This is a genomic window from Pseudomonas sp. SIMBA_041, assembly GCF_046535095.1.
Lineage (GTDB): Bacteria > Pseudomonadota > Gammaproteobacteria > Pseudomonadales > Pseudomonadaceae > Aquipseudomonas > Aquipseudomonas mucoides.
Genome location: NZ_JAWRXJ010000317.1, coordinates 1 through 271, shown reverse-complemented (window position 1 = coordinate 271; position 271 = coordinate 1). Strand labels below are relative to the sequence as shown.

The following is a 271-nucleotide window of genomic DNA, read 5'->3' as shown; positions in this document are numbered from 1 at the left end:
AGGAGTGTGCGTAAGTAACAAAAAATGCCCATTTGTGTGGCGAAGTACCACTAAACGGAAAACACCATGCGCCCCAACGAACGACGACAGCACATTCTCGAACTCCTGCGGCAACGGGAGCGGATTTCTGTGGAAGAGCTGGCGCGCATCACTGCCACGTCCCAGGAAACCATCCGCCGCGACCTCAGCGACCTGGCGGAAAGCGGCCTGGTCACCAAGTTCCACGGTGGCGCGGCCCTGCCCCCTACCGGCGAGCACGAAAACACCTTCC

The 271-nt window shown here is 59.8% G+C and carries 1 protein-coding gene; it reads left to right on the top strand.

The window, feature by feature from the left end; all coding sequences use genetic code 11:
- Nucleotides 1–66 precede the first annotated feature (66 nt).
- Nucleotides 67–271 (top strand): DeoR family transcriptional regulator (locus SB725_RS31315; protein ID WP_410923302.1); only part of this gene is annotated, 205 nt, incomplete at its 3' end.